This is a genomic window from Myxococcus sp. AB056 (assembly GCF_006547365.1).
Classification (GTDB): domain Bacteria; phylum Myxococcota; class Myxococcia; order Myxococcales; family Myxococcaceae; genus Myxococcus; species Myxococcus virescens.
In genome coordinates this window covers 26,484-46,788 of the sequence record NZ_VHLB01000009.1, presented here as the reverse complement: position 1 = coordinate 46,788, position 20,305 = coordinate 26,484, and the positions used below count along the sequence as shown (strand labels likewise).

Annotated in this window: 17 protein-coding genes; 7 read left to right on the top strand and 10 right to left on the bottom strand. The window is 70.3% G+C overall.

The features are described from left to right. The first annotated feature begins 2 nt into the window (after positions 1-2). Together FMP39_RS06160 and FMP39_RS06155 are read left to right on the top strand one after the other, a co-directional pair. Positions 3-587, top strand: a complete 585-nt coding sequence (locus FMP39_RS06160; protein ID WP_011552753.1) for a chemotaxis protein CheW — start codon at positions 3-5, stop codon at positions 585-587. A 9-nt stretch (positions 588-596) separates the two neighbouring features. Beyond that, positions 597-3,143 (top strand): response regulator, encoded by a 2,547-nt coding sequence (locus FMP39_RS06155; RefSeq protein WP_141589059.1) that lies wholly within the window; start codon positions 597-599, stop codon positions 3,141-3,143. 12 nt (positions 3,144-3,155) lie between these two features. Here the strand turns inward: FMP39_RS06155 and FMP39_RS06150 are convergent, their stop codons facing one another. Continuing rightward, positions 3,156-4,172, bottom strand: a complete 1,017-nt coding sequence (locus tag FMP39_RS06150) for a HAMP domain-containing sensor histidine kinase (protein ID WP_228557718.1) — start codon at positions 4,170-4,172, stop codon at positions 3,156-3,158. 305 nt (positions 4,173-4,477) lie between these two features. On the opposite strand from FMP39_RS06150, the gene FMP39_RS06145 reads away from it, so the two are divergent. The 3 genes from FMP39_RS06145 to FMP39_RS06135 all read left to right on the top strand — a co-directional run bounded on the left by FMP39_RS06145 (position 4,478) and on the right by FMP39_RS06135 (position 9,711). Further along, complete coding sequence (locus FMP39_RS06145; protein WP_141589132.1) at positions 4,478-6,469, top strand: alginate lyase family protein; 1,992 nt, start codon at positions 4,478-4,480, stop codon at positions 6,467-6,469. Between the two features lie 67 nt (positions 6,470-6,536). After that, complete coding sequence (locus FMP39_RS06140) at positions 6,537-7,856, top strand: nucleotide sugar dehydrogenase (protein WP_141589131.1); 1,320 nt, start codon at positions 6,537-6,539, stop codon at positions 7,854-7,856. A gap of 130 nt (positions 7,857-7,986) precedes the next feature. Continuing rightward, the gene (locus FMP39_RS06135; RefSeq protein ID WP_228557717.1) at positions 7,987-9,711 is read left to right on the top strand and encodes a TldD/PmbA family protein; all 1,725 of its coding nucleotides are present in this window, start codon (positions 7,987-7,989) and stop codon (positions 9,709-9,711) included. Between the two features lie 25 nt (positions 9,712-9,736). Here FMP39_RS06135 and FMP39_RS06130 read toward each other — a convergent pair whose 3' ends face one another. After that, positions 9,737-10,642 carry a hypothetical protein gene (locus FMP39_RS06130; protein ID WP_141589057.1) on the bottom strand — a complete coding sequence of 302 codons (906 nt, stop codon included), beginning with the start codon at positions 10,640-10,642 and terminating at the stop codon, positions 9,737-9,739. Beyond that, complete coding sequence (locus FMP39_RS06125; RefSeq protein WP_141589056.1) at positions 10,639-11,574, bottom strand: metalloenzyme; 936 nt, start codon at positions 11,572-11,574, stop codon at positions 10,639-10,641. Before FMP39_RS06125 ends, FMP39_RS06130 begins: the two co-directional genes overlap by 4 nt. A gap of 32 nt (positions 11,575-11,606) precedes the next feature. On the opposite strand from FMP39_RS06125, the gene FMP39_RS06120 reads away from it, so the two are divergent. Beyond that, on the top strand, positions 11,607-12,692 hold the full coding sequence (locus FMP39_RS06120; RefSeq protein WP_011552761.1) for a DUF4388 domain-containing protein: 1,086 nt from the start codon (positions 11,607-11,609) through the stop codon (positions 12,690-12,692). A 16-nt stretch (positions 12,693-12,708) separates the two neighbouring features. Here the strand turns inward: FMP39_RS06120 and FMP39_RS06115 are convergent, their stop codons facing one another. The 4 genes from FMP39_RS06115 to FMP39_RS06100 all read right to left on the bottom strand — a co-directional run bounded on the left by FMP39_RS06115 (position 12,709) and on the right by FMP39_RS06100 (position 16,753). Further along, a complete protein-coding gene (locus FMP39_RS06115) occupies positions 12,709-13,827 on the bottom strand; it encodes an ATP/GTP-binding protein (protein WP_141589055.1) in 1,119 nt (372 codons plus the stop codon). 340 nt (positions 13,828-14,167) lie between these two features. Beyond that, positions 14,168-14,359 (bottom strand): 50S ribosomal protein L28, encoded by a 192-nt coding sequence (gene rpmB, locus FMP39_RS06110; RefSeq protein ID WP_011552763.1) that lies wholly within the window; start codon positions 14,357-14,359, stop codon positions 14,168-14,170. Between the two features lie 102 nt (positions 14,360-14,461). Beyond that, complete coding sequence (locus FMP39_RS06105) at positions 14,462-15,991, bottom strand: NAD(P)-binding protein (protein WP_141589054.1); 1,530 nt, start codon at positions 15,989-15,991, stop codon at positions 14,462-14,464. Positions 15,992-16,063: 72 nt separating this feature from the next. Further along, positions 16,064-16,753: an HAD family phosphatase gene (locus FMP39_RS06100; RefSeq protein ID WP_141589053.1), complete on the bottom strand. Its 690-nt coding sequence runs from the start codon at positions 16,751-16,753 to the stop codon at positions 16,064-16,066. 80 nt (positions 16,754-16,833) lie between these two features. On the opposite strand from FMP39_RS06100, the gene FMP39_RS06095 reads away from it, so the two are divergent. Beyond that, positions 16,834-17,916 carry an enoyl-CoA hydratase/isomerase family protein gene (locus tag FMP39_RS06095; RefSeq protein WP_141589052.1) on the top strand — a complete coding sequence of 361 codons (1,083 nt, stop codon included), beginning with the start codon at positions 16,834-16,836 and terminating at the stop codon, positions 17,914-17,916. Positions 17,917-17,925: 9 nt separating this feature from the next. Here the strand turns inward: FMP39_RS06095 and FMP39_RS06090 are convergent, their stop codons facing one another. The 3 genes from FMP39_RS06090 to purM are packed head-to-tail and all read right to left on the bottom strand — an operon-like array spanning position 17,926 to position 20,302. Continuing rightward, a complete protein-coding gene (locus tag FMP39_RS06090) occupies positions 17,926-18,597 on the bottom strand; it encodes a DUF523 domain-containing protein (RefSeq protein WP_228557715.1) in 672 nt (223 codons plus the stop codon). After that, complete coding sequence (gene purN / locus FMP39_RS06085) at positions 18,594-19,268, bottom strand: phosphoribosylglycinamide formyltransferase (RefSeq protein ID WP_141589051.1); 675 nt, start codon at positions 19,266-19,268, stop codon at positions 18,594-18,596. The genes FMP39_RS06090 and purN overlap by 4 nt, the downstream gene beginning before the upstream one ends. Next, positions 19,265-20,302, bottom strand: a complete 1,038-nt coding sequence (purM, locus tag FMP39_RS06080; RefSeq protein ID WP_141589050.1) for a phosphoribosylformylglycinamidine cyclo-ligase — start codon at positions 20,300-20,302, stop codon at positions 19,265-19,267. Before purM ends, purN begins: the two co-directional genes overlap by 4 nt. Positions 20,303-20,305: the final 3 nt, after the last annotated feature.

The following is a 20,305-nucleotide window of genomic DNA, read 5'->3' as shown; positions in this document are numbered from 1 at the left end:
GCATGTCGAAGGACGATGCCAAGATTGATTACACCGGGCTGCGACGCCAGCTCACCGAGGCGCACTCGCTGCTGGACGGCAAGCAGGGGGTGAGCCCCGAGAAGCGTCGCGAGGTGCTCAGCGCCCGTGCCCGGGCCCTGGCCGAATCCCGCCACGAGGAGCGCCAGGAGGTGCTCTCCGTGCTGGCCTTCCAGGTGGGCGGCGAACGCTATGCGGTGCGAATCGAGCACGTGGACCACGTGATTGAAGCGCGCGGCATCGCCTCGCTGCCCGGTGCTCCCCGGCACGTGCTGGGGGCGCTGGTGAGCCGCTCGCGCGTGGTGCCGGTGTTGGACCTGCGCCAGCTCCTGGGGCTGGAGGGGGGCGGCATGTCGGACCTCAGCAAGGTGGTGGTGGTCGAGGCGGATGACAGTGAAGAGGGGTTCGGGCTGGCGGCGGAGTCCGTCGAAGGACGCAAGGAATTGCCGAAGGCGGAGCTGTCCCAGCCTCCGCCCGGGCCCTTCTTGTTCCTCACGCCGGACCGGCTGACGGTGTTGGACCTGGAGCAGCTCGGGGGCCCGTCCGCCACGCGGCCCGAAGGGGAGTAGGCACGCGCCATGGATCCTCAGCTCTTGCGCAGCATCTGGCCGGTGTTCTCCGCGGAGACGCGCGAGCAGATTCAAGCCATCGGGTCGAAGGTGTTGGGGCTGGAGGGCCCGGCGCAGGGGCGCGAGCCGGACCTGCTCCCGTCGCTCAAGCGGCTGGTCCACAGCCTCAAGGGCTCCGCGGCCAGCCTGGGCCTGGACGACATCGAGCAGGTGGTGCACGCCATTGAGGACGGGCTGGCCACCTTCAATCAGGAGGAGCGGCTGCCCCGCGATACGGTGGAGGCCATGCTGCGCGGCCTCTCCGCCATCGAAGGCGCCATGGCCCGTGGCGACGCCGGCCAGTCGCCCGTGGTGGAAGGACTGTCCTCGCTGCTGGCCGCCCTGGGCCACGAGTCCGCGGAGGCCATCCCCCAGACGGCGGCCTCGGGCGCGGCCGCGCAGGGGCTGGAGGTGTTGGACCTCCTCGAAGCGGGGTTGAGCGCGCTGTGCTCGCCGGATGTGCCGGACCGGGCGGCGGTGGTGCGCACGGCGGTGGAGCGGGCCCGCACGTTGAAGACGTCCGCCGAGTCCGCCGGGGCGCAGAAAGTGGCCACGCTGGCGGAAGCCGCGGCGCTGGGCTTCACGCGCATGGAGCCGGGCGGTGACTCCGCGGGGCTGGCCGCATCGGACGTGGCTGGCACGCTGGTGGACCTGCGGACGGCGTTGGAGGCCGAGGGTGGAGCAGGGGCGGTGGCTCGCGCCGTCCATTCGCTGCGCGCGTCGCCGTCTCCCGCGCCCGTGGATGGCGCGGCGGCGCAGGGGCCCGCGGGGGCTGCGGCCACGACGGAGTCCCGCGGACCGGCGGACCAGACGGTGCGAGTGTCGGTGAAGACGCTGGAGTCCATCGCGCTTCAGGTGGAGCTGCTCCTGGCCGGACGCGCGCAGCAGACGCGGCGTGGCGCGGCGCACCGCGTGTTGATGGACGGCATGCGCGAGGTGCTGATGCACCTGGAGCGCGCGTCGTCGCAGCTCGCGATGGCGGGCGGCGGTCCCGCGCTGGAGCCGCTCCGCGCGGGCGTGACGCAGATGCGCGGACTGCAGAAGCAGCTCCTGGAGCTGACGAAGGAGTCGCACCGCGACGGTGAGCAGCTCACGCTGGTGGCCCAGGTGGCGCGCGATGATTTGCGCGACCTGCGCATGGTGCCGGCCTCGCAGGTGCTGGAGCCGCTGCGGCGCACCGTGCGCGAGACGTCCGCGCGGCTGGACAAGCAGGTGACGCTGGAACTGTCGGGTGGCGAGGTCCGGTTGGACCGGCGCATCCTCGACGCGCTGAAGGACCCGCTGCTGCACTTGGTGCGCAACGCCATCGACCACGGCCTGGAGTCCACCGAGGAGCGGCGGGCCGCGGGCAAGCCCGAAGCGGGGCGCCTGACGGTTCGGGTGGAGCCTCGGGGTTCGCGCATCGCGGTGGTGGTGGAGGATGACGGCTCCGGCTTGTCGCCCAGCCGGGTGCGCGCCACGGCGGTGCGGCGGGGGCTGCTGCCGGCCGATGAGGCGGAGAAGCTGTCGGACGCGCAGGCGGCGCGGCTCATCTTCCAGCCAGGCTTCTCCACGCGGGAGCAGGTGTCCGCGACGTCCGGGCGGGGCGTGGGCCTGGATGTGGTGCAGGCGACGGCGCAACGGCTCCAGGGCTCGGTGGACGTGGCCTTCACGGCGGGCCGGGGCACGCGCTTCACCGTGGACCTGCCGCTGACGCTGGCCGCGGCGTTGGGGTTGCTCGTGCGCACGGGCACCACGGTGTCCGCCATTCCCTCCGACAGCGTGAATCGCATCCTCCGGCTGAACCCGGACGACGTGGGCACCGTGGCGGGCCGTGTGGTGGCGCGGCTGGATGGGGAGCAGCTCACGTTCCTGCCGCTGGCGGAGGCCATTGGCCTGCCCCGGCTGCCGTTGGCGCTGGACTCCGGGAACGTGCAGGCCGCCGCGCTGCTGACGGTGGGCGAGGACAAGGTGCTGTTCGCCATCGACGAGGTGGTGGGGCAGCAGGAGATTGTCGTCCGCTCGCTGGGGCGCCACCTCAAGGGCGTGCGGCACCTGGCGGGCGCGGCGGTGCTGGACGACGGCCGCGTGGTGCCGGTGCTCAACGCGGCGGAGCTGGTGCGCGCGGCGCGGCCAGAGACGCGCTCGGTGGCTCGCGAGACGGCGCGGCCTCGCATCCTCGTGTGTGACGACGCGCTCACCACGCGCTTCGCCATGAAGTCGCTGCTGGAGATTGCCGGCTACCCGGTGGTGACGGCGGCGGACGGTGAAGAGGCGTGGGGCATCCTGGAGCGCACGCCCTGCCAACTGGTGGTCAGCGACTGGCAGATGCCCCGGCTGGACGGCGTGGGGCTGGCGCGGCGAATCAAGTCGCACCCGCAGCTGCACCGCACGCCCATCATCCTGGTGACGTCGCTCGACAGTCCCGAGGACCGCGCCGCCGGTCTGGAGGCGGGCGCGGACGGGTACCTCGTCAAGCGCGAGGTGGAGCGAGGCCGCCTGCTGGAGCTGGTGCGCCAGCTGCTGCCCGTGTCCTGACGGCGCCGCGCCTCACGCGTCGCGAGGCGCCACGGGCACGGTGTCATCCACCGGCAGGTGGACCACCCAGCCGTTGCCGGTCTCCTCCGGCAACGAGAGGCCACCGCGCAGCCGCTGCGTCAGGTGCCGCAGCAGCGTGACAGTCTTCTCCGGCAGCGCCTTGCCGCCGCGGATGTTGACGCGCAGCTGCCACGCGCCCGCGTCCCCCACGGCTTCCACGCGCACCGCCGTGGGCGCGCCCGACGCCGCCACCGCGCGGGCCAGCGCGCGCACCAGCAGCTCCACGTCATCGCGGGAGCCCGGAATGGCCACCGGCCGGTCCGGGAGCGTCATCGTCGTGTCCACGACGCGCGGGCCGCGCGCGGCGGGGATGAAGGCCGTGCGCAGCAGGGGGCGCAGGTCCTCCACGCCCTCGTCCTGCACCTTCGCCAGCCGGCGCTCGATGATGGCGCTCTGGTCGTCCGCCGAGCGGCGCAGCCGCTCCAGGTAGCGCTGGATGGGGGCCGTCAGCCCGCCCGCCGTTCCCTTCAGCATCATGTCCACGTATCCCTTGATGACCATCAATGGTGTCCTGAGGTCGTGTGACGCCCGGGAGCGCCGGTGCTCCTGGTTCACCACCCGCCGTTCCAATCGCCGCTGCGTCTTCAGCAGTTGCACGTGCCGCGCCGCCGCGTCCGACTCCCGGGCATGCGCCGCGAGCAGCACGGCGCCGAACGCCGACATTCGCGCGAGCACCCGCGCATCCCGGTCGGTGGGCCGTTCGGGCCACACCACCAGGGCCGGCCGACGACGCATCCTTCCCCGGGCGCGCGTGGCCGTGACGACCCCTGTCGCCGCGACACAGACGCGTCCGTCATAGAAAGCCGCTCCGGAAGCCCCCGTCATCCGCTGGGCCTCGCGTACCAGGGACTCCAATCCCGCACGAGCACCACAGCGGAAGGCACGCTCGGCAACCTCCACGAGCGCCTGTTCCACCCCTGCATCGGACTCGCTGCCGATGCGCCACCCCGTCCAAGCACCTGCCAGCACGCGGGAAGGTATGGGCACGCCACGCACGCGCCGCAACACTGCCCAGGGAGGGCGCCGGACGCCCGCGAATCGGAAATCCTTTTCCCTTCAGGGCGTGTGAGCCCCCCACTTTTTACCGTCAGGGGGTACGGAGGCGCCGCGCAACCCCGCTCAACTCCTAAGAAACAGCTCCTGGCCAGGCACTTGCTAACGGCATCCGTCACGGGTGGCGGAAGGGGCGAATGGGGACTCTCGATTACTACGCGGCGATCGCTCGACTTGCACCAGGCGGACTGGCGCGCAGCGCTGTGCGGCGTGTCCAAGGTGTGGCGCGGCAGGCACTCTATCGTCGGCGCGAGCGCGCGGACGAGGTGCAGCTCCTCGAGTGCTACGGCGCGACGGATGGCGTGGAGCTGGTGGAGCTGGCGCTGGGCCAGCGCAGCTCACGCATCTGGTGTGAAGTCTCTCAGCGCGCGTCGGTGCTGGAGGCGCTCGCCTCGGTGCCCGGCGGCCTGGAGCGCGCGCGGGCCCGTGCCCAGGCCGCGCTTCGCCAGGAGTGGGACGTCTTCGGCACCCCGGTGGTTTTCGGCGAGGGCCGTCCCGTGGACTGGTCCCTGGATCCGGTGAGTGGTCACCGCTATCCGGTGGAGCCCGTGGAGCGCCTGTCGCTCGCCGTGGCGGGGAGCGACCCGAAGTACCCGTGGGTGATGGGGCGGCTCGACAGCGTCGTGGCGCTGGGCCAGGGCTACTGGGTGGAGACGGCCGCTGACGTGCGCGCGCGGCTGGCGGATGCCTTCGTGGCGCAGGTGTTGGACTTCCTCCAGGCGAACCCCGTGGGGCAGGGCGTGCACTGGACGTGCCCCATGGAGGTGGCGCTGCGCGCCGCGAACCTGGCGCAGGCGCTGGCCATGTTCTCCACCGCGCCCGCGGTGACCCGGCCGGACTTCCTGGTGCCGGTGCTGAGCGCGCTGGCCGAGCACACCGCCTGGGTGGAGGCCCACCTGGAGGACCGCGGCGCGGTGCCCAACAACCACCTGGTCTCCAACTACGTGGGCCTGTTGGTGGTGGGCCTGCTCTTCCCGGAGCTGCCGGGCGCGTCGCAGCAGGTGTCGCTGGCGGTGGGGGGGGTGCGCGAACAGATGGAGAAGCAGGTGCACCTCGAGGGCACGTCCTTCGAGGGCTCCATTCCCTATCATCGCCTGTCGGTGGAGCTGTTCACGCTGGCGTACCTCGCCGCGCGCGGCGCGGGTGTGCCACTGGGGCCCAAGTACGAGTCCCGGCTGCGTCGCATGTTCCACGCCGTGCGCGCGTGGTGTTCCGAGCAGGGCTTGGCGCCACAGATTGGCGACAATGATTCCGGCCGCGTCTTCCCGCTGCGCGATCGCGAGGACAACGCGCACGGCTATCTGGTGGGCCTGGGCGCGGCGCTCTTCGGCGATGCGGGCCTGGGCGGCGGCGAGTTCGTGGACGAGGCCGCGTGGCTGCTGGGCCGCGCCGGGCAGGCGCGTTTCGCCGCGCTCGCGCCCGCGCCAGCGCCCGTGTCGGTGAGCTTTCCGGAGGGTGGTTTTCACATCTTGCGCGGCGCGGGTGTCGTCATCACTGTCAGCGCCGGCAAGCAGGGACAAGGCGGTGTCGGGGGGCACAGCCACAACGACAAACTCTCTTTCGAACTCCACGTCGACGGGCGTCCCGTCATCGTGGATCCGGGCACCGGCACCTATACGCGAGAGCCCGCGTTGCGGAACTGGTTCCGCGGAACGGCCGCGCACAACACGGTGCAGGTGGATGGCGCGGAGCAGGCGCCCCTGGATGAGGCGCGGTTGTTCGCGCTGCCGGAGGAGGCTCGGGCGCGGGTGGTGGCCTTCCTGCCGGGGAAGTCAGTGGACAGGCTGTTGGTGCGGCATGACGGCTACCGCCGGCTGCCCGCGCCGGTGGGAATCGAGCGCACGTTCCGGCTGGACCGGGGCGAGCGCGCTCTGGCCGGACGTGACCGCTTCGTGGGCACGGGCCGGCATGACGTGGTGGGCAGATTCCATCTGCCAGATGAACAGGCGCGAGTGGTGTCGCCTCAGGTGCAGGTCCTGTCACGCGCGGGTCGTGTGATGGAGGAGCCGGTGTCGTTCGAGCCGCTCGTGGTGGAGCTGGGGCCGGAAGGGGCCCCGCTCGCCTGGGTGGTGCTGGAGAAGGGACTGACGGCGCGGTTGGTGCCGTCGAAGTATTCGCCAGGGTACGGGCGGGTGGTGCCGTCGCTGGCGGTGGAGTTCCGGGGGCAGGTGACGCCTCCGGCGTGGTTGAGGTGGGTGGTCGTTTTCCGCTGAGTGTCGGGTCGGGGCGTGACCGTCTTAACGGCACGTCGCATCAGGAGAGGTGAGGACGATGAGGGTGATGGTGAGCAGCCCGCTTCTGGATCGCATCAAGAAGCGGGACGCGAGGGTGGGTGTGGTCGGGCTTGGCTATGTCGGTCTTCCGCTGGGGATGGCGTTCGCGGAGGCGGGCTTCCCCGTCATGGGGCTCGACGTCGACAAGCGGAAGATCGACAAAATCGAGAAGGGGGAGAGCTACATCAAGCACATCCCCGGCGCTCCGCTGGCGGAGCTGAGCAAGTCGGGCAAGCTGAAGGCCACCACGGACTTCGCCAAGGCGAAGGACATGGACTGCGTCATCATCTGCGTGCCCACGCCGCTCACCGCGTCGCGTGAGCCGGACATGAGCTACATCATCCAGACGGGTGAGGCGCTCGCGCCGCACGTGCGTCCTGGACAGCTCTTCATCCTGGAGTCCACCACGTACCCGGGGACGACGGAGGAGGTGCTCAAGCCGCTGCTGGAGAAGAACGGCCTCAAGGCAGGCAAGGACTTCTACCTGGCCTTCAGCCCCGAGCGCGAGGACCCGGGCAACAAGAGCTTCAACACCAAGACGATTCCGAAGATTGTCGGTGGCTACTCGCCCGAGTGCTCCGAGATGGCCGCGGCCCTCTACGGCAGCGCGCTGAAGGAAGTGGTGCCGGTGTCCTCCACCCGCGTGGCGGAGCTGACCAAGCTGCTGGAGAACATCTTCCGCTGCGTCAACATCGCCATGGTCAACGAGATGAAGATGCTCTGCGACCGCATGGGCGTGGACGTGTGGGAGGCCATCCAGGCCGCGAGCACCAAGCCCTTCGGCTACATGCCCTTCTACCCGGGCCCGGGCCTCGGTGGGCACTGCATCCCCATCGACCCGTTCTACCTGACGTGGAAGGCGCGCGAGTACGAGTTCCACACCAAGTTCATCGAGCTGGCCGGCGAGGTGAACTGGCAGATGCCGTACTACGTGGTGCAGCGCACGATGGAGGCGCTGAACAAGAACAAGCAGACGCTCAACGGCGCGAAGGTCCTCTGCCTGGGGGCGGCGTACAAGAAGGACATCGACGACATGCGTGAGAGTCCGTCGCTGCGCGTCATGACGCTGCTGGCGGAGAAGGGCGCGGAGCTGTCGTACCACGACCCGTACGTCCCCGAGCTGCACAAGGGCCACGGCTTCAACATGGAGATGAAGTCCGTGCCGCTGAAGCCGGAGACGCTGGGCCAGTACGACGCGGTCCTCATCCTCACGGACCACTCGGACATCGACTACGCCATGTTGGTGGACCGCGCGAAGGTCGTCGTCGACACGCGCAATGCCACCAAGGGTGTCAGCAAGGGTCGTGAGAAAGTGACGAAGGCCTGACAGTCATTCGCCGCCCGCTCGGAAACCGACCCTCCGTGCGGGGGGCCCCTCGTTCACGGATTCCGCCTTCGCGGCATCCGTGAGCGTGGAGCTGCTCGTATCGTGGAAGGGATGGGCTAGTGTCGGGGCCGTGCAATCCCTCCTTCGAACCGTGTTGCCCCTGCTGGCACTCTCGGCGCTGCTGACGGCGGCGGCGCCCGTGCCGGATGCGCGCGTGAAGCTGCTCGAGGCGATGTCCGCTGAGCTGGCGCGCAACCACCAGCAGCTGAAGATGCAGAACCACGAACCCCCGTATTTCATGAGCTACCAGCTCAAGGACTACGAGCAGCACGCGATCTCCGCGCGCTATGGGGCGCTGTTCATGGACGACGGCTACCGTGAGCGGAAGCTGTACGTGGACGTGCGCGTCGGTGATTACGACTTCGACAGCTCGGTGGCGGAGGGGCTGGAGTTCAGCTTTTCAACCAAGGGCACCAGCTACGTGTCGCGCAAGGAAGGGCCGCTGGACGACTCGCCGTTGGCGCTGCGCACCTCGTTGTGGCTCATCACCGATGAGAAGTACAAGTCCGCGCTGTTCCAGTACCTGAAGAAGAAGGGCGAGAACGTCTACGCGGTGGAGGACCCGAAGCGTCCGCCGTCCTTCACGCGCGAGAAGCCGGTGAAGCACGTGGAGCCGCCGGTGGAGGCTCCGTTCGACCGCGAGCGCTGGGTGAAGGTGGCCCGCGACGTGTCGGCGCGCTTCAACGCGCACCCGGAGCTGTTCGACTCGGAGGTGCGCGTCACCAAGGACAAGGTGACGCGGCTGTTCGTGTCCTCGGAAGGCAGCCGCATCATCACCGAGGAGACGCTGTATGGCCTGCATGTCTCCGCCGTCACCCGGGCGCCAGACGGGCAACTGCTGGACAACTCGCGCAACTTCTATGTGCCCACCGAAGCGGGGCTGCCGGACGTGGCGCGCCTGAACAAGGCGGCGGATGACGTCATCCAGGAGCTGCTGGCCCTGCGCGCGGCGCCCGCCATCGACCCGTACACGGGGCCCGCCATCCTCGCTCCGGAAGCGGCCGGGGTGCTCTTCCACGAAGCGGTGGGGCACCGGCTGGAGGGAGACCGGCAGGAAGGTGACAACGAGGGCAAGACGTTCAAGGGCCAGGTGGGCAAGCAGGTGCTGCCGTCGTTCATCTCCATCCACGACGACCCGACGCGGCGCGTGCTCCAGAACGAGCCGCTCAACGGCTACTACCTCTTCGACGAGGAGGGCGTGCGCGGCCAGCGGGTGACGCTGGTGGAGAAGGGCGTGCTGCGCAACTACCTCCAGGGGCGCAGGCCGGTGGAAGGCTTCCTCCAGTCGAACGGCCACGGCCGCAGCCAGGGCAACCTGAAGCCGGTGGCGCGCATGGCGAACCTGATGGTGGAGAGCACGAACGGCGTGAGCGACGCGGAGCTGAAAAAGCGTCTGATTGCCGAGGCGAAGCGTCAGGGCAAGCCGTTTGGCCTCATCATCCGCGACATCACCGGGGGCAACACCAACACGTCTGGCTACGGCTACCAGGCCTTCAAGGGCGTGCCGCGCATGGTGTACCGGGTGGATGTGAAGACGGGGAAGGAGACGCTGGTGCGCGGCGTGGAAATCGTGGGCACGCCGCTGTCGGCGGTGAACCGCATCCTCGCCTCGGGGCAGAAGCCCGGCGTCTTCAACGGCTTCTGCGGCGCGGAGAGTGGCAACGTCCCGGTGTCCACCGTGGCGCCGGCCATGCTGCTGCAGGAACTGGAGCTCCAGCGCACCATGGAGGGGAAGGACCGCCCGCCGATTCTCACCAGCCCGGCGGCGCTGGAGTCCCCGGCGGCGAAGCCGTAGCCACGCTCCGTGCCCCAGTCGCGCCTTACTGAGGGGTAGGTGAGGGCGCGACAGGCATGGGGCTCGCAGGCCGGGGGCGCGCCGGGTGGAGCTGCCTGGCGCCCTTGAAGCCGCGCAGGCGCACGTACCGGCGGAAGTCCTGGAGGAAGCTCTCCTGGGTGACGCCCACGGCACGCTGGAAGGCGCTGTCGAAGTCCGGGCCCTGGCTCATGCCGCGCAGTACGTTCCGGATGGTGTCCTCGCCATAGCGGCGCGCCAGGAAGGTGAAGGCGTGGTGGGCGGCGCCATACACGACGCCGCTCTCGGACTGGTAGAGCGCGTCGGCTTGCGACAAGGGGTCGGCGTTGGGGTGCTGGCGCCAGTAGTGCTCCAGGTCGTCCAGGCTGGAGACGCGGTAGCCCTGTTCGGCGGTGTAGGAGGCCATGCCTTCGCGGAACCACAGGGGAATCCGCTTGCGTGTCCAGCCGAGCCGGTCCGAGGCCACCTGGTACATGAGGCTGTGGGTGAGCTCGTGCAGCAGCAGTTCGTCCACCTGGCCCTGGCTGGCGCCTCGGGCCGTCCAGGTTCGAGGGCTCTGCAGCTCGATTTGCTCGTAGCGCGCCCAGGCGCGGAGGAAGTCATGCCCCGGGCGGTTGGCGGCGCGCTCCAGCGCCGCGTGGTTGGGGTGCACGACGATGGTGACGGGGTCGTCGAAGGTGCCCCAGCGCTGGAGACGGGGAATGGCGCGTTCGACGGCGAGCTTCACCTGCACGGCCGCTTCGGTGTCGCGCGGTTGGTATTCGACGTCAATGCCGGCGCCGGTGCCCTTGCCGACGAGCACGCGGGCGCTCTGGGATGCGTAGCAGCCGGTGAGCAGACTCACGCCGAGCAGCACCGCTGCCCAGCCGGGACTGCCGCGACGGCCCTTCGTTGCTGGTGACTCCTGACTCACTCCGCACCCAACCAGCGAACCACCGCGCGTCCGACATCGGCCACGGTGGAGAAGGACTCCACCTCGGGCGCGGGTGGGCCGAAGTAGAGCACGGGCACGGGGTGAAGCGTGTGTCCCCGCGTGGAGAGGTCTTCCACGTTGCCGTGGTCGCTGCAGACGAGCACCCGGGCGTCGGCGGGGCGCGTGGCCACCAACGCGCGGGTGAAGGCGTCGAACGCGTCCAGCGCGGCCAGGGCGGCCGTCCAGTCCTGGGCGTGACCGGCCTCGTCCGCCAGGTAGTGCTCGAAGAAGGTGAAGTCCGCGGCTGACGCAATGTCCCAGAACACGGCGGCGGCTTCCTCGGGCGTGCGCTCCGGCGCGGGCAGTCCGTAGGCACGGGCGCTGGCGCCGGTGATGTCGTGGGTGAGCCCGTCCCCGGCGCGGGCGTCATCGAGCGTCCGCAGGGGGATGCCCCCCGCGGCGAAGGCCAGCTTGGAGGCGGAGGGCTTCACCTTGCGGCGCGACTCCGGGGACAGGACGAGCTCCGGCGGGGAGGTGCTGGGCCGGCGGGGGACCTCCAGCGCGTCCAGATAGGGGGCGGGATAGGCGTTGGCGAAGGTGGCGGTGCGGCCCGCCGCGCCCAGCCGCCGGATGATGGAGCGGTCCGCCATCAACCCCCGCAGCGGCGCGTTGGGGTAGCCGAGGACGTGGCGGCCCAGCAGCGCGGGGGCCGGGTCTCCCGTCAGGATGGCCGTCTGATTGGACGCGGACTGGGGCCGGCCGGGGACGCCGAAGGTGGTGTCCGTGGGGATGCAGCGGCCTCCGTAGGGGAGGGGCGGGCTGGGGGCGTCCTCGAAGTGGGATAGCAGGTGTTCCCGGTGGGCGAGCGGATTCACGGCCGGGTCCTTCCGGCCAATCCCCACACCATCGATGAACAGGAGCGCGACGCGCACGGCTGGGGACTGTATCCTCGAATCCGACACGCATGGCCCTCCACGGCGACCTCTTCAGTTATCCGCTTCCCGAGTTCCTTCAATGGCTGGACAGCTCCCGCAAGACGGGGACGCTCCAGCTCTCCTGGGAAGCCGGCGAGCGCAAGCTCTTCCTTCTCTCTGGCCAGGTGGGTGCCACCGCGGCCGAAGGACTGCGCGGACGCGTGGCGCGGCTGCTCACGCTGTCCAAGCTGGCGTCGGGGACGAAGGTGCTGGCTGGCTTCGACGAGCTGGCGCGCACGCCGGACGTGGACGCCGCGTTCGACATCCACGGCATCCAGGCGCGGTGGATTCGGGACCTGGGCCGTGAGGAGCTGTTCGCCGCGATGACGGACCTGACCATCGCCGGCCGCGGCACCTTCCACTGGACGGAGGACGCGGACCGCTCCGGTGAGGACTGGGTGCCGTCCGACATGGGCATCCGCGAGCTGCTCTTCGAGTCGCTCCGGTGGGTGGATGAGCAGCCCGACGTGGACAAGGCGCTGCCCATCGACGCGCTCAGCGTGCGCGCGCTGGCGCCGCCGAGCCCGAGCCAGCCCCTGATGCACCGGATCATCCTGGGGCTGTGCACGTCGCCGCAGAACCTGGGACGGCTGCGCCTGTCCATGGGCGTGTCCCGCTCCTCGGTGACCCGGCGCGTGCACGAACTGCTGCGGTCGAAGCTGGTGGAGGTGGACGGGGCGCCGCAGGTGGAGGCGGATCCGGTGGCGGAGATGCTGGAGAAGGGCGCGGTGCTGATGCGCGAGGGCCAGTACGACGCCGCGGGCATTGTCTGCGCGTCCTTGTTGGCCAGCGACCCGGCGGACCGGCGCGTGCGCGAATTCGCCCGGCTGGTGCAGCGCGAGCACGTGGCGGCGCTCTATTCGGACATGCCGCCCCTGATGGTGCCCCTCATGATTCACGACCCGCAGGGGCAGGCGCTGCTCAAGCCCGAGGAGCGGCAGATTGCCGGGCTGGTGAATGGCACCTGGGACGTGTCCACGCTGGTGCTGGCCAGTCCAGCGCGAGAGCTGGAGACGCTGAAGACGCTGGCGAAGCTGCAGCGCATGGGGCTGCTGCAGCTCGTCTTCCCGCGCTGAGCGGGGCGGAGGCTACTTACTCCCCGTTGGGCAGGCCCACCGCGTTGAGGCGGATGAAGACCTGCATCATCACGTACAGGGAGAAGGCGGCGTCATCCACGCGCAGGTGCTGCTGCGTGGCCAGCCCCTGGAGCCGGAGCAGGTCGGCGCCGTCTACGCGGAGCAGGAAGGCCTGCTGTCCCAGGGAGCCCTCGCCCGCGAAGGCCAGCGCGCGCCGGATGGCGTCGGTGCAGGCGGTGACGCAGGTGGCGTAGTCCCCCGTCATGAACGCGGCCTCGGCGGCGCGGGCATGGTCGAACATGTCGCCCGGCGCCAGGGCGCTGGCGGCGCCCAGCAGCTTCGGTCCGGGCTGGGGCGCGGGGATGGGCGTCGGCTCCACGCGCGGAGGCGGCATGACGGCCACCGGGGCCACGCGAGGCACCGGGCCGCCACCCTGCACCGCTTGGGACGCGGCGGCGCCGGGCTGCTGCCGGTGCTGCAGGTGCTGGGTGAGCTGGGCCTCCAGCCCCGCGGGCTGTGCGCTCGCGGTGGGGCGGGGCGGCGGGACGATGCGCTTGGCGCGCAGGTCCTTGATGACCAGCCGGGTGATGGCCTTGAGCGTGTCGAGCACCCCGCGGCCATTGGCGGCGGACGTCTCCAGCTCCGGGACGCCTCGGGGGTTGAGTTCCTTGCGGAGCACCTCCACCGGCAGCACGCCGTCCAGGTCCCGCTTGTTCCACTGCATCACCAGGGGGAAGCGGTCCAGGCGGGTGCCGTGCTCGAAGAGGTTCTCCTCCAGGTTGGCCAGGGACTCGCGGTTGGCGTCCATGGCCTCCGGCTGCGAGTCCGCCACGAAGACCACGCCGTCGGCGCCCTGGAGCACCAGCTTGCGGGTGGCGTTGTAGAAGACCTGGCCCGGCACGGTGTAGAGCGCCAGTCGCACGGAGCAGTCGCCCACGCGCTCCACCTTCACGGGAAGGAAGTCGAAGAAGAGCGTCCGGTCCCCCTCCGTGGCGATGGACATCATCTCGCCGCGGTGTGCGGGGCGGACAGTCTCGTAGATCTTCCTCAGCGAGGTCGTCTTCCCGGAAAGGCCCGGTCCGTAGAAAACGATTTTCGCGGCCACTTCACGGGCCATCAGATTGACGCTGCTCACGGTGTCAGCTTACCTAGAACGACTGGACACCTCGCGCCAGTTGACGGCGAGACATTCACCCCAGGTCCGCGAGGTTCAGCGCTGGGGGTGAGGCCACGGGCTCAAGGCAGGCTCGCCAGGATGCGTGCCCGCAAGGCATCCGCGACGGCTCACACCGCTTCCCTGGAGAGGAATACGGCACGAACCGCACGAATGGCGGCCAATACGTCATGCCACCGGCGAACCACCGCGCTGCTCGAAAACCAAGCAGGGATGCGGCGTCCACACGGAATGAAACCGCTCGTGGGGGGCAGTCGCGGTGGTGAGACGCGCGTCATGCCCTCCCTCGAGCGAGAGGACCTCAAGCGGCCTTCGTCACCTTGCCCGCCTTGATGCAGCGGGTGCACGCGAGAACGCGCTGGGTGCTGCCCTGAACGCTGGCCCGGATCTTCTGGAGATTCGGCAGGGTCCGCTTCTTGGTCTTGTTGTTCGCGTGGCTGACGTTGTTACCCACCAGCGGACGCTTGCCACACAAGTCACACTTCCACGCCATGACCTCTAACTCCTTGAAAACTGGGGCGTTGGACGCCTGCCGATTATAAGAGCGGCGGAACCTGCCAGATAACGGCCTGGAAATCCAGCCTTAGATCCAGGATCAACCCTTGAGCGGATCCTTCTTCTTCAACATATCCTGCACCAGCCGCGCGGCCCGGATGCCCGCGAGCAGCTCGCCTTCCAGCCCCAACCCGGGGAGGACTTCGCGGTTGGCGAGCAAGATGTTCTTGGCCGGCGTGCGCTGAGTCAAACCCGTGACGCCCAGGACGGCTTCCGACTCGAAGCTGAACAAGGGGTGCGGCATCAGCCGGCTGCCACGGACTCCGCCGGCGTCCAGGTAGGGGGCCGAGCGCAGCACGCGGTGCTGGGCGGTGAAGGGCATCAGCGCGTCCAGGTGCTCGTCGATGCGCGTCGCCAGGCCCTGGAGGTGCTCCTCGCCCAGATCTCGCGCCGAGGCCGGGACGAAGGCGCCCGCGCACACCACGCGCAGCCCTTCCGTCGCCTTGGCCTCCTTGCCGCCGTGCGCCGGGGCCGCGCGCGCGGGGTGGACCTGGATCAGCACGGGCCCCAGCTCCGCGTCCCCCGTGTCCAGCAGGGCCAGTTCGCCCAGGCCGCGGGGCAGCGCCGACTCCGGCACCACCCAGTTCACGGTGAAGAGCAGGGCCTTGGTGTTGGACTGGTCCAGGTGCTCCAGCAGGCCGCGGTGGTGCTTCTTGTCCGTCACCAGCCGCCGCAGCGCGCCCGCGTCCGTGGCCGCCACTAGGCAGGACGCGCGGTACATGGTGTCCGAGCGCATCAGCTTCATGCCCGCGAACTTGCTGCCGTCGAAGGCCAGCTCCTCCACGATGAAGCCCGTCGGGTTGTCGCGCCCGAGCACGTCTCCGCCCAGCTCCGCCACGCGGCGGGCGAGCAGCTCGCGCAGGCCCTCATGGCCTCCGGGGAAGTAGGAAGGCGCCGACAGCACCTGGGACATGGCCCGAGTCAGCGCCAAGGGCGCCTCCGGACGGTCCAGGTGGGTGACGAAGGGCAGCAGCCCCCGCACCAGGGACACCGAAGCGCTGTCTCCCGTGAGCCGGGGCGGCGTCTCCAGGCCGGGATGGGCCCGGATGAGCTTCTTCAGGCCCCAGCCCTCGAAGAAGCCGTCCGGTGGCAGGGCGGGGCCCGCCTTGAAGAAGGCATCACTGGCTTCGTGCTGCGCGGCGGCGCCGGCCAGGGCGCCCAAGAGGGATTCGCCTTCCTCGCCCAGCTCGCGCGTCACCTCGGCCTTGCGGCGGGCGGCATCGCCATGGAGGTCCAGGCGGCTGCGAGGCATGAGGAGCTGCAGCTCCGGCGCGTGGGGCCGCAGCGTGCGCTGGACGTTGGCGTTGAGGCCCAGCTCCGTGAGGGCCTCCTCCACCGCGGGCATGGCCTTGAGCGGCGGAGCGACGAAGGGGGCATAGGGGAGCACATAGCCGCCGTGCTCGTAACCGGGCCCCATGCCGTCGTGCTCCACCAGCAGGACGCGGTGGTTGCGCTTCGCCAGGAGGGCCGCCGCGAGCGCACCGCCCAGCTGACTGCCGAGCACGATGACGTCGTAGACATGCCGGGACGGCCCGGCGGGAAGCTTGAGCTTGGCAGAGGACGTCGCCATGAGGCGGGCAACACTACACAACGTGCTCGCCGCTGGCGCCCTTTTCACCACGGCGCGCCCGCGGAGGGCGGATCAGCGGGCCTGGGCGCTGAAGAGGCGCTGCTCCAGCGCAGGGGGCAGCTGGGTGAAGTCCTGGACCACCCAGTGCGCGCCGGCCTTGCGGAGGTCGGCTTCCGGCGCGGCGGTGGTCAATCCCACCACCGTCATGCCGGCTTCGCGGGCGGACATGATGCCCAGGACGGCGTCCTCGAAGGCGAGGCACTCGGTGGGGGCCACGCCCAGCGCCTTGGCGGCGGCCAGGAAGATGTCCGGGGCGGGCTTGCCGCGCGTCACCTGTTCGGCACCGACGATGCTCGCGAAGAGGGGACGGAGGCCGAGCCCGTCCAGCACCAGCTCGCGGTTGCCCTGGGGCGCCGCGGTGGCGATGGCCGCCGGGACGTGGGCCTCCTTCAAGCGCTGGATGAAGGCCGCCGCGCCCCGGTGCAGCTTCAGGTGCGGCCGGTACAGGGTTCGGTAGTGGTTCTCCTTCTCCTCGGCGATGCGCTCCACTTCATCCGGGGCCACCGGGCGGCCGAGCAGCTCGGGGATGATCTCCTCGTTCTTCCTGCCGGCGAAGCGGCTCTGGAAGTCGTTCGCGGTCAGCGGCAAGCCCAGCTTCTGGGCGAACGAGACCCAGGCCTCGTTGTGGAACTGCATGTTGTCGACGAGGGTGCCGTCCATGTCGAAGACGACGGCACGCAGGGGCGCCAGTGCGGAGGTCATGCGTTCCCCATAGCGCGTCTGTCCCCGCGGTGGACCAATGAATCCACCCAAGGGGCTGCTCGCCTGATATCCCCGGCGCCATGACGGACGACCTTCTGCTCGAGACGCGTGGTGCGGTAGGCGTGGTGACCCTGAACCGGCCCAAGGCCCTGAACGCGCTGACCCTGGGCATGTGCCGCAAGCTGCACCCGGCGCTCGACGCCTGGGCGGCGGACCCGTCCATCCAGGCCGTGGTCATCCGGGGGGCGGGCGGCCGAGCCTTCTGCGCGGGCGGAGACGTACGCGCGGTGGCGCTGTCGGTGGGGGACGCGTCCGTCGACGAGAAGGAGCGGCTGTCGCGCGCGTTCTTCCGCGCCGAGTACGGGCTGAACCACCGCATCCACTATTTCGGCAAGCCGTTCATCGCGCTGGTGGACGGGGTCTGCATGGGCGGCGGGCTGGGCCTGTCGATTCACGGCACCCACCGGGTCGTCACCGAGAAGCTGGTGCTGGCCATGCCGGAGACGGCCATCGGGCTCTTCCCGGATGTGGGCGGCGGCTGGTTCCTGCCGCGCTTCCCGGGTGAGTCGGGCACGTACCTGGGCCTCACGGGGGCCCGGTGCGGCGCGGCGGACGCGATGTGGTTGGGCTACGCCACGCACCACGTGGAGTCCGCGCGGCTGGAGGCGGTACTGGACGCGTTGGTGGGTGCGCCCTGGGGCACCGGCGCGGCGAGCACGGTGGTGGACACGGTGCTGGCCGGCTTCCACGCGGACGCGGGCACGTCGCCACTCGGGGTGCAGCGCGCCGCCATCGACCGGTGCTTCGCGGCCGAGCGCGTGGACGACATCCAGCAGGCGCTGGAGCTGGAGGGCACGCCGTGGGCCCAGGAGACGTGGGCCACGTTGCTTCACAGGTGCCCGGCCAGCTTGAAGGTGACGTTGCGCCAGCTCCGGATGGGGCGCACCCGCGACTACGACGAGATGGCCAACGTGGAGTACCGGCTCAGCCAGTCGATGACGGCGCGGCCGGACTTCCGTGAGGGCATCCGCGCGGTGCTCGTGGACAAGGACAACAAGCCGCACTGGCGGCCCTCCACGCTGGCGGAAGTCACCGAAGACATGGTGGAGGCGCTCTTCGCGCCGCTGCCTCACGACACGTGGAAGGTGCCAGCGCGCGGGTAGGGACTGTTGCTAGAGGTCCTCGTCGCTGAGGACGGTGACGCCTTTCGCGCGGAGTAGCGCCGTGGTGATGCCTTCGCCCGCGCGGAGCTGGCCGGACTCGTAGACTCGCTGGCTGCCGCACGACGGGCTCTTCTCCTTCAGCAGCGCCACCGTCGCGCCGAAGCGTTGTGCCGCTTCGAGCGCGAGCCGGGCGCCCTGTTGGAAGGACTCCGTCCGGTCGGTGCCCGCGGCGCGCTCCACTGCGACTGCGCGCCCAGCCCAGACGTCCACACCCGTGCCTCCTCGCAGGTCGACGGGAGGGCGCGGCACGGGCAAGCCCGAGGCCACTTCCGGGCACACGGGGATGACGTCCTTGTCCGCCAGCGCCGCGAGGACGCGCTCGGAGCGTTGGGAGCGGCCGTCGTACCGACACGCCTCGCCCAGGAGGCAGGCACTGACCAGCACCACGCGAGCTTCCTGGAGCGCGGTGATTCGTTCGGCCTGCGAGGGCAGGGCGGTTGAGCCTTGCTCGTCTCGTGGGGACGCAAGTCCGCCCAGTAGCCCGGTGGGCTGCTGCTCGCCGGCGATCACCCCGTCGTTGGTCGGCACCAAAGCGGCCTCCAGTGGCTGAACGTCGCCGTCATCCCCTGATGCGGCGCTGGGGAACTCCGGCTCCGGGTCGAACGTCTTCGTTCCGCTCACGCCGGGTCGACCGTCGCGCCAGGATTCCGAAGCGCCAGCTCGCCCACCGTGGCCCGCGCCTCCACGCGCGTGCGGGCAGCGTCCAGCGTCACCTTGCCCGTCACGGCGAGCTGCACTGCCAGCGGGTAGAGCCGGTGCTCCTCCGCGAGGATTCGTGAGCTCAGGGTCTTCTCGTCGTCATCCGGCAGTACCGGCACGGCCACCTGCGCGATGATGGGCCCCGTGTCGGTGCCCGCGTCCACGAAGTGCACCGTGCACCCGGCCACCTTCACGCCTCGCTCCAGCGCCTGTCGCTGCGCATGCAGGCCCGGGAAGGCGGGCAGCAGCGACGGGTGGATGTTCAGCACCCGCCCGGCGTAGTGGCCCAGGAAGTCCGCGCTCAACAGGCGCATGAACCCCGCCAGGCACACCCACTCCACGTTCGCCGCGCGCAGCGTGTCCAGCAGGGCCTTCTCGAAGTCCGCCTTCGTCGCGTGGGCCTTGTGGTCCACCACCTTGGCCGTCACGCCCGCCTTGCGCGCCCGCTCCAGCGCGAACGCGGTGGAGACGTTGGACACCACACAGGCGACCTCGGCGGGAAAGTCCTCGCGCGCACAGGCGTCCAGCAGCGCCTGGAGATTGCTCCCGCTGCCGGACACGAGCACGCCCAGGCGGACCCGCTGGCCGCTCATGGGTCGATGACCGCCGTGGCCTCACCCTGGCCTGCTTCCACGCGGCCGACCTCGAAGGCCTGCACGCCCCGGCCGCTCAGCACGCTCAGCGCCTGGGCGACGTCTTCCTTCGCCACGACGAGGATGAGCCCCAGGCCCATGTTGAACGTGTTGAACATCTCGTCGCGGGCCACGCTCCCCAGCTTCGCGATGAGGTCGAAGATGGGCGGCTTGGGCCAGGTCTTCTCACTCAGCACCGCGCGCGTGCCGTCCGGCAGGCAGCGGGGCAGGTTGCCCGGAATGCCGCTGCCGGTGATGTGCGCCAGGCCCTTCACCTTCACCGCCTGGAGCAGCGCCAGCACGTCCTTCACGTAGATGCGCGTGGGCTCCAGCAGCGCGTCCACGAGCGGCCGGTCCAGGCCCTCGGGCGTCGCGTCCAGGGCCAGCTTTCCGTCGTCCAGCAGCACCTTGCGCGCCAGCGAATAGCCGTTGCTGTGCAGGCCAGAGGAGGGGAGTCCGATGAGCGCGTCACCCGGCTTCACGCTCTTGCCGTCGATGATGGCCGCGCGCTCCACCACGCCCACGCAGAAGCCCGCGAGGTCGTATTCGCCGCGCGCGTAGAAGCCCGGCATCTCCGCCGTCTCGCCGCCCAGCAGCGCGCACCCGGCCTGCTCGCAGCCCAGGGCGATGCCCTTCACCACCTCGGCGGCGTCGTCGACCTCCAGGCGCCCGGTGGCGAAATAGTCGAGGAAGAAGAGGGGCTCGGCGCCGCAGGTGAGGATGTCGTTCACCGACATGGCCACCAGGTCGATGCCCACCGTCCCATGGCGTCCAGCGGCGAAGGCCACCTTCAGCTTGGTGCCCACGCCGTCCGTGCCGGCCACCAGCACCGGCTGCTGGTACTTGCCTGGTGGCAGGGCGAACAGACCGCCGAATCCGCCCACTCCGCCCATGACTTCAGGGCGCATGGTGCGCGCGGCATGGGGCTTGATGCGCTCGACGAACGCGTCGCCGGCCTCGATGTCTACTCCGGACTGCTTGTAGGTCGTTCCCACGGG

Coding starts and splice junctions, on each gene's coding strand:
- FMP39_RS06160 (WP_011552753.1), top strand. CDS start 3: ATGTCGAAGGACGATGCCAAGATTGATTACACCGGGCTGCGACGCCAG.
- FMP39_RS06155 (WP_141589059.1), top strand. CDS start 597: ATGGATCCTCAGCTCTTGCGCAGCATCTGGCCGGTGTTCTCCGCGGAG.
- FMP39_RS06140 (WP_141589131.1), top strand. CDS start 6,537: ATGGTGAGCAGCCCGCTTCTGGATCGCATCAAGAAGCGGGACGCGAGG.
- FMP39_RS06120 (WP_011552761.1), top strand. CDS start 11,607: ATGGCCCTCCACGGCGACCTCTTCAGTTATCCGCTTCCCGAGTTCCTT.
- rpmB (WP_011552763.1), bottom strand. CDS start 14,359: ATGGCGTGGAAGTGTGACTTGTGTGGCAAGCGTCCGCTGGTGGGTAAC.
- FMP39_RS06105 (WP_141589054.1), bottom strand. CDS start 15,991: ATGGCGACGTCCTCTGCCAAGCTCAAGCTTCCCGCCGGGCCGTCCCGG.
- FMP39_RS06100 (WP_141589053.1), bottom strand. CDS start 16,753: ATGACCTCCGCACTGGCGCCCCTGCGTGCCGTCGTCTTCGACATGGAC.
- FMP39_RS06095 (WP_141589052.1), top strand. CDS start 16,834: ATGACGGACGACCTTCTGCTCGAGACGCGTGGTGCGGTAGGCGTGGTG.
- purN (WP_141589051.1), bottom strand. CDS start 19,268: ATGAGCGGCCAGCGGGTCCGCCTGGGCGTGCTCGTGTCCGGCAGCGGG.